This is a genomic window from Secundilactobacillus paracollinoides DSM 15502 = JCM 11969 (genome assembly GCF_001311135.1).
Classification (GTDB): Bacteria; Bacillota; Bacilli; order Lactobacillales; family Lactobacillaceae; genus Secundilactobacillus; species Secundilactobacillus paracollinoides.
On sequence record NZ_BBAG01000090.1, the window covers coordinates 1 to 8,303 of the forward strand.

The window sequence follows — 8,303 nt, forward strand, 5'->3', positions numbered from 1 at the left end:
AGACCATATCTGAATTAATTAAAAGAGACCAGAAATCAGTGCGATTTCGGTCTCTTTTTTTGCGTATTTTTTATTCAGACGCTTACGTTTGAAGCATTGCTATCATTGGAAACCTGCAGTCGAGGGCGGAGTTCTCTTCGAACTGTCCTCGACTGTATTGCGATACTTAACAGATTGGCAGCATAAAGCTCAGAGTGAGTGGAATGGAGCAATTTGGCACGGTATCGTGGTGTCGATATCACTTGATGGCCGTTCTTTGGCCATTTAGTGATATGCGAGTCGAATGAGATCCATTCGAGAGCTGCGCAGCAGAAATCGAATTAGCTCAGTCGCGAGCCACTTCGATGCCGTGCCAAATTGCGGAATGTAACGCCATCTCAAACTACCGAATTAAACCGCACGCCCACGCTGCAACAGATAGATCGCAATGATGACCAAGACAGACCCAACGACTTCGACCCAGGTGATCTGCAGACTCAAAAACAGGACACTCAAGATAAACGTGACAACGGGTTGAGCGGCGTCGACGATACTGATGACGTCGGATGGTGCGAAGTTCGTACTGTACAGCAACAGGCTGAACGGTAGAATCGTGCCGACAACGATTACCGTGCTAATCGAAAGCACAAGTTCAGTGGTGATTGGCGGCGTGTTGACCCACACCGGGCGGTAACAGTTGAACAGGATACCGGCGATAAAGGTCCCCCAGCCAAGAATGACCATCGGCGAGTGCCCCGCCTTAACGATGGGTCGTGGTAAAACGACGTAGAAGCTGCCGTGATTCCGGAACCGATGCCCCATAACAGGGCGTTCATTGGGATAGCAAGTTGTGACACGTCGCCCTTTGTGATGGCCAGGAAAACACCCAGCGCAGAAACGACGAAGGCAATCAGGTCGCTTCGAAACGGTTTTTCATGTTTGAACACGAGACTGCCCACAACGATAAAGAGCGGGCTGAGGTACTGCAAAATGGTGGCGGCTGCGGCCGTCCCGGTTTGAACGGACATGTAGAACGTCAGCAGGTTCGCCATGAGGCCAAATACAGCGTAGGCCAACAGCCAGCCAATTAAGCGCCACGACCGAAAAATGTCAAAAATGGCCATCCGGTAGCGCATAAAGCTGATGATCAGCAGAACGACGCCAGCGCCAATGGTTCGCGTTGATAAAAACCAGCTGGCTGGAATGTGCTGATTTTGCGAAATGAACTGCAGGACGGTACCTGAAATGCCCCACATCGTTGACGCCATGATGGCCCAAAACATGCCCTTACGGACGCTGCCGCCAACCTGTTGTTTGAGTTCCATAGTCAATTCCCCTTAGTTTTCAATCTAAACAGTTATTTTACTAAAGGAACCTAAGAGATAAATGGGAGAAAAACGAAAAACAGTCTCATTTTTGCGACACTTTTACGACCCGTTTTCGATTATTTGGTATGATAGGGGCAACGATGATAGGGGAGGCAACATGATGCTAAAAATTGAGCACCTCGCCAAACACTTCGGCGACCTGGAAGCACTGCATGATATTAATTTTCAGGTAGCGGATGGTGAGATATTGGGTTGATCGGCCAAAATGGGGCTGGTAAATCGACGACGTTTCACAGCATTTTGAACTTCTTAAGTTACGAAGGCACCATTTCTTGGAATGACCAAACCATTAATGAAACGGTCTTTGATCAGATCGGCTATTTGCCGGAAGAGCGCAGTCTAATGCCCAAACTCACGGTGGAGCAGCAGATCCTCTACCTCGCGCAGTTGAAGGGGCAGCCAGCGCGCAAAATTAAGGGTGAGATCGATGACTGGCTGCAGCGGTTTGAGGTGAAAGGCAAGCGCACGGATAAGATTCGGGCGTTGTCGAAGGGGAACCAGCAGAAGATTCAGTTGATCTGCACGCTGATTCACCGACCATCGCTGATTATCCTGGACGAACCGTTCAGCGGGCTGGATCCGGTCAACGTCGACCTGCTGGAACAGGCAATCTTAACTGCCAAGCAGCAGGCGCCGCCATTATTTTCTCCAGTCACGATATGGGTAACGTGGAGGCGCTGTGCGACGAGCTGGTCATGCTGCGCCACGGCAACATGGTGTTGCACGGAGAAATTCGCGATATTCGTGAGCAGTTCGGTAAATCAGAGATCTTCGTGACTACGGACTGGTCGCAGGCAGACTTGCTGCAACTTGACCACGTGATCGACCTGAAACAACTGTCCCGCCGCCGATTCATGTTGCGGGTGGATGATCCGGCTGCCGGCCAGCCCATCTTCCAGCAATTGTCCGGTGGCCATTACATTGAAGAATTTAGTCAACAGCCACCAACACTGGACGAAATTTTCCGACTGAAAGCGGGTGATGGGCATGCGTAAACTCTGGTTAGTCACGGTCAATACTTATTTGCGGCAAGTGAAATCATGGAGCTTCCTGATTTTAGTCTTGTCCCCATTTGTGATGATTGGGCTGTCGTTTGGCATTGGCTGGATCTCAGCAAATTCAGCTAGCAGCGGTGACCAGATCGCGGTTGTGTCGAATCAACCAGCATTACGGGCTGCTTATCTGAAAACGACCAGCAAGGCTGACGTGAAGCAATCCATCACAACGGTTGCCGAGGCTAAACAGGCACAGAAGACCGAGAAAATTCAGGGTTACCTTGTCCTGACAGGAGGTCAGCAGCTCAAGGCCGTTTACCATGGGTCGCAGGCACTGAGCAGCACGCGCAAAGCCAAATTGACCACCTTTTTGACGAATATGCAGACCCAACAAAACGTTGCCCAGGCGAAACTGACTAAGCGCCAAGTGGTCACACTGCAGCAACAGCCCGTCGTGCAACAGCGGGTCACGTCGAGTCTGGGACTCAAGAAAACCGCAAAAATGGCGTCGTTTTGGATCCTCGTCTTCATGGTGTACATGATCCTCACAACCTATTCGTCGATTACGGCACAGGAAATCGCCTCTGAAAAGGGGACGAAGATCATGGAGATCATTTTCTCCAGCACCACGGCGTTGAAGTACTTTCTGGGAAAGATCTTTGGCGTACTGCTCATGATCGTGACCCAGCTTGTCGTATACGTTCTGGGCGGTTGGGCCAGCCTCACCGCGGCACAACACTTTTCCGCCACCCGCGAGATGTACCACACCTACCACGGTCTCATCAATCAGGTAGTTGGTAACCTGATGAGCATCAACCTGGTCTTTCTGTTCGTTGGTGTCATCCTCTACACCGTTTTGGCGGCGTTCTGCGGGGCGCTGGTTGCTAAGCCGGAAGATTCCTCCAAGGCGGGCTACCTAGCCGTCTACCTGAGTATGATTGCCTTCTTCGCGACCTTTCCGTTTCAGAGTAATGCGGATGCGCTATTTGTTAGAATCATGTCGTACATCCCATTCTTTTCTTCCTACTTCATGCCCATGCGCATCATCAACGGCACTGCAACCACGCTGCAGATCAGCGTTTCCATGCTGATCCTCCTCGCCACATTGCTTGGCATGACCTGGTACATTGGCCGCATCTACGGCGGACTCATGCTCCAAACCGATGACGGCAGTTTTTGGAAACGGCTTCGGCGGGGATTGGCGAACTGAGAGGGTTTCTGGGTTCGTTGCATTCCGCGTTTCAGCTATGTTGCCGAAAAATACTGTCTATTCCGTTGCATTGCGCGATTTGGCACTCCGCTGTGGTGGCTCGCGATGAAGCTAATTCGATTTCTGCTGCGCAGCTCTCGAATGGATCTCCATCGTCTCGCATATCACTAGGTGGACGAGAACCGCGCCCACCAAGTGATATCGACACCACAGATCCGTGCCAAATCGCTTCATTCCACTAACATCCAGGTTACTTCGTCGTTTAGCCAAGTATCCAAAAACAGTCGAAACCAGTTCGAGGAGAATCCGCCCTCGACTGCGGCTATGCCATTGTCAGCGAAGCTATATACTAAGAGCGTGCCAGTGGTACCATGAAGTTCCAATCAAAATCATCAGATAATTGGCAGCGTCAATTACTACAAAAAATCGTAAGGCCACAACGGTCTTACGATTTTTAGTCTGTTTTTCAAATGTGGTGAACGAGTCTGGTACCGGCGCCTCTACCAAGACTGTTTTAAACGTATACGGTAACGGCAACTTCACTTGCCAGCTATGCAGCAGCATGCGCTGGCGCTGGTTATCGGTGGCGTACAGCGGGTCGCCCACGATGGGGTGACCCAGGTCGGCGAAGTGGACGCGGATCTGGTGGGTGCGGCCGGTTTGCAATTGAACAGCCACCAGCGTGGCGTTGGCCGTTCGGCGGATGACGCGGTAGTGGGTGATCGCCGCTTGCGGATGTTCTCCGTCAACCGTGCGTTTTCGCTGGTCTTCCGGGTCGCGGCCAATCGGCAGACTAATGGTGCCGTGATCTGTCTGTAGTTGCCCGTGCACCCACGTGAGGTAGGTACGCTGAATCAATTTTTCCTTGATCAGCCGAACTAAAATCGGGACAACGGCGGGATCCTTACCCACAATCAGCGCGCCGCTGGTTTCTTGGTCCAGCCGGTGGATCATGTGGGGCTGTTGCCCGTGCGGTGCCAGATAGGCGGCAACGTGGTCAAGCGTCGCGCCAACTTCGTCGGGCTGATTGACGTGCGTCTTGCTCCCAGGCGTCTTATTGACCACCAACAGCCCGTCATCTTCATAAACAACGTCAACGGTAGCGGCACTATCCGGCGCAATGTCTTGAAAGGGCGTCTGAAAATCCGCAGGAACAAATCTCAGCGCAACCAAATCACCGGCGTGAACAGAAAAGTTAACGGGCAAATAGGCTCCATTAACAAGCACACGCTGTCCACGCTTCAGGCTGTAGATCAAATGCTTAGGCATGAACCAGTCCTGCATGAGCAGCTGCCGTAACGGCTTAGAGATGAAATTGTCAGGTAAGGTAGCAACATGTTCCCATTGCATAAAGGTCGACCTCGTTTTTGATTTGAGTGAGAAAGTGAACGAACAATTTGTTGGCGGCCACCCTGAAAGAAGTGACCATCGCCACCAGTTAAGCAGAGGGGTTACCTGATAATGGCTGACCTGCAGTCGAGGGCGGATTTCGCCGCAAACTGGCATTGACTGTATTTTGATCCTTAGCAACCATTTGAAGTGAACTCAATGTGAGTGAAATGGCGTAATTTGGCACGGAGTTGTGGAGCCACCACAACGGAGTGCCAAATTACGGAATGGAACGCAAGCTCCAGCAAATTCCAACATACTAAAAACGGACTGCCAAAAAGCAGCCCGCAATCTTTAAGATAAATGATCCATTATTTGTCCAACTTAGCTAATGCAGCTGGCTTAACGATTAGAACGTCGCAGACAGCGGAACGGCTGACGTAGTTGGTAACGGAACCGATCATTAACCGTTCAACGGCAGTGAGGCCAGTGGAGCCGATGACGATCAGCTGAGTGTTGTGGTCAGCTGGGAATTCACGGGCGATGACAGGCTTTGGATTCCCGAAACGCACGTGGATGTCAACGGAAGGTACGCCGGCGTCTAAGGCTTTTTGCTTGAGTTCGGCTAACCGTGATTGGACGTCTTCAGAAAGCTTGTAGATCACGTCACCACTGACAGCACCACCATAGGTATCACTGAATTGGTTGACTTCCAACACGTTCAGAATATCCAAATGGGTGTTGTTTAACTTTGCTACTTCAATTGCTTTTTCAAGTACTGGATCAGTCGCTTTTGACCCATCGACTGGGGCCAGAATGTTTTGGTATTGTTGGTTCATATGCGCCACTCCCTCACATTTATATATCAGTTTAAGATAAAGCTTGTTGTAAGCACGCGATGGTTTTTGCCCAACAAAGAGAACCATTTGTACTTCACTCTCTAGTTTACCATAATCTGCGAAATTGCTTTAACAAAAAAGGCCTATTTTTGGGTAAACTGCCAAAAGATTGTGTATAAATGCACGAAATGATGGCCTTTAAAGCCCGACATTCCGGCGATTATGTAAGAAAGTTAAGCGGTTTCTTTTTCTGAAAAAAGTTGTAAAATCAAGGTAACACTGTAAAGGGAAGTGCGATTATGTACTACTACAACATGGCATCACACGATATTGGGTATAATTTGGCAACGGAACAGTATTTAATGAATGAAAAGGACTTTGGCGAGCCGCTTTTGCTGTTCTACTATCAGACCCCATGCATTATTGTGGGTCGGAATCAAAATACAATGGAAGAAATTAATCAAGATTACGTCACCAAACACAACATTCAGGTCACGCGTCGGTTATCGGGTGGCGGGGCTGTGTTTGATGATCTGGGCAACCTGTCATTTAGCTTCGTGGTCGATCGTGACGACGACCGGTTTGGCGATTTCAAGGCCTTCACGAAGCCAATCGTTGACGCACTGAAAGAAATGGGTGCCACCGGAGTTGAAGTTTCCGGGCGAAACGACATCCTGGTTGACGGCAAGAAGTTCTCCGGCAACGCGATGTACGTGAAGAACGGTAAGATGTTCTCCCACGGCACGCTGATGCTGGACGTGGATCAGAGCATCGTTGAACACGCGCTAAACGTGCCGGAAGACAAAATCAAGTCCAAGGGCATCAAGTCGGTGCGGTCGCGGGTCACGAACCTCAAGCCGTACCTGGCCCCTGAGTATCAAAACCTAGACGTGCCAGCATTTCGCGACATGCTGCTGAAGAAGCTCTACAACGTGAGCGACCTTTCGGAAATCGCGGACAAGGCCTATACGCTGACGGACGCAGATAAGGCTGCCATCCAGAAGCTCTACGACGACTACTACAATAACTGGGACTGGGTCTACGGCACCTCACCGGACTTTACGGTCAAAAAGCGCCAGCACTTTGACGCCGGCACCATTGATGCGCGAATCCTGGTCAAGAATGGCGAAATCGACACGATCACGTTCTTCGGGGACTTCTTTGGCGAAAAAGATGCCAGTGAGGTAGCGGATAAACTCAAGGGCGTCCGGTACGACGAGGCCTCGCTGACCACTGCGCTGGCGGCCATCGACACCACTGACTATTTCTCAGGCATCGACAACGCCACCTTAGTGAAATTGTTGAGCTAATGCCGGTATCAGGCAGATTGGATCAACACAAATGCTGTAACCGATTACATGACTGTGTTAAACTAGACAAGTAAAAGATTGGTTATTTAATATGAAGGGAAGTTTGGATATGCGCTACGTATCAATGACAGCACATGATATTGGCCGTAACTTAGCCACTGAACAATATTTGATGAACAACAAGGACTTTGGGGAACCGTTGTTGCTGTTCTATTATGAAAAGCCATGTATCATTGTTGGCCGTAACCAAAACACGCTTGAAGAGATCAACCAGAAGTACGTTGAGGAAAACAATATTACCGTTACCCGGCGTCTTTCGGGCGGTGGCGCGGTCTATCAGGACCTTGGCAACCTGTGCTTCAGCTTCGTGCTGGACTCAGACTCTGAACAGTTTGGCGACTTCAAGTCGTTTGTCCAACCCATCGTGGATGCCTTACATGATATGGGGGCAACCTCTGTTGAAGTTTCCGGCCGGAATGACATTTTAGTCGATGGTAAGAAATTCTCAGGGAACGCAATGTATACTAAGAACGGCAAGACCTTCTCACATGGGACCTTGATGTTGGATGTGGATCAGGATGTGATCGCCAACGCCTTGAACGTGCCAGAAGATAAGATCAAGTCAAAGGGGATCAAGTCGGTTCGTTCACGGGTGGCTAACTTGAAGCCGTACTTGGCACCTGAATACCAAAACATCACCGTCCCAGAATTCCGTGATATTTTATTGAAGGAACTCTTCCACGTGGATAGCCTGGATGCCATCAAGGATAAGGAATACGTTGTTACCCCAGACGAGCAAAAGGAAATCGACAAGATCTACGAACAGTACTACAACAACTGGGACTGGGTTTACGGCACATCTCCTGAATTCACCGTTAAGAAGCGCCAACACTTTACCTCAGGCACCATCGATGCCCGGATCCTGGTAGAGGGCGGCAAGATCAACAAGATCACCTTCTTCGGCGATTTCTTCGGCCCGCAAGATGTCTCAGAGTTAGCTGACAAGCTGACCGGCATCAAGTACGACCGCGAATCCCTTGAAGGGGCACTTGCGGATGTGGACATTAGCAAGTACTTTATGGGGATTTCTAAGGATGAGCTGATTGATTTGCTGGCTTAATTGAATGAATTTTAGGGAACCCTTGGTCACTTGATGTGGCTGGGGGTTCTTTTTTTGGTGGAAAAGATATGTCATTTATAATATACATAACCAAAATATAATGATTTAGTCATGACAACTGTTTATATATAGT

Annotated in this window: 5 protein-coding genes and 2 pseudogenes; 4 read left to right on the forward strand and 3 right to left on the reverse strand. The window is 49.8% G+C overall.

Annotated features, from left to right (window positions below; translation table 11 throughout):
* Nucleotides 1-390: 390 nt before the first annotated feature.
* Nucleotides 391-1,304, reverse strand: a pseudogene (locus tag JCM11969_RS15400) (DMT family transporter).
* A 163-nt stretch (nucleotides 1,305-1,467) separates the two neighbouring features.
* Here JCM11969_RS15400 and JCM11969_RS15405 point away from each other — a divergent pair.
* A pseudogene (locus JCM11969_RS15405) lies at nucleotides 1,468-2,362 on the forward strand (ABC transporter ATP-binding protein).
* On the forward strand, nucleotides 2,355-3,572 hold the full coding sequence (locus JCM11969_RS15410) for an ABC transporter permease (RefSeq protein WP_054712592.1): 1,218 nt from the start codon (nucleotides 2,355-2,357) through the stop codon (nucleotides 3,570-3,572). Before JCM11969_RS15405 ends, JCM11969_RS15410 begins: the two are co-directional and overlap by 8 nt.
* A gap of 342 nt (nucleotides 3,573-3,914) precedes the next feature.
* Here JCM11969_RS15410 and JCM11969_RS15415 read toward each other — a convergent pair whose 3' ends face one another.
* Together JCM11969_RS15415 and JCM11969_RS15420 are read right to left on the reverse strand one after the other, a co-directional pair.
* Nucleotides 3,915-4,922, reverse strand: coding sequence for an RluA family pseudouridine synthase (locus tag JCM11969_RS15415; RefSeq protein WP_082409421.1), 1,008 nt, complete (start codon nucleotides 4,920-4,922; stop codon nucleotides 3,915-3,917).
* Between the two features lie 350 nt (nucleotides 4,923-5,272).
* Nucleotides 5,273-5,740: a universal stress protein gene (locus JCM11969_RS15420; RefSeq protein WP_054712595.1), complete on the reverse strand. Its 468-nt coding sequence runs from the start codon at nucleotides 5,738-5,740 to the stop codon at nucleotides 5,273-5,275.
* Nucleotides 5,741-6,039: 299 nt separating this feature from the next.
* Between JCM11969_RS15420 and lplA (JCM11969_RS15425) the strand changes: the two genes are divergently transcribed.
* On the forward strand, nucleotides 6,040-7,050 hold the full coding sequence (gene lplA / locus JCM11969_RS15425) for a lipoate--protein ligase (protein WP_054712598.1): 1,011 nt from the start codon (nucleotides 6,040-6,042) through the stop codon (nucleotides 7,048-7,050).
* 109 nt (nucleotides 7,051-7,159) lie between these two features.
* The gene (lplA, locus tag JCM11969_RS15430) at nucleotides 7,160-8,170 is read left to right on the forward strand and encodes a lipoate--protein ligase (RefSeq protein ID WP_054712602.1); all 1,011 of its coding nucleotides are present in this window, start codon (nucleotides 7,160-7,162) and stop codon (nucleotides 8,168-8,170) included.
* The last annotated feature ends 133 nt before the right edge of the window (nucleotides 8,171-8,303 follow it).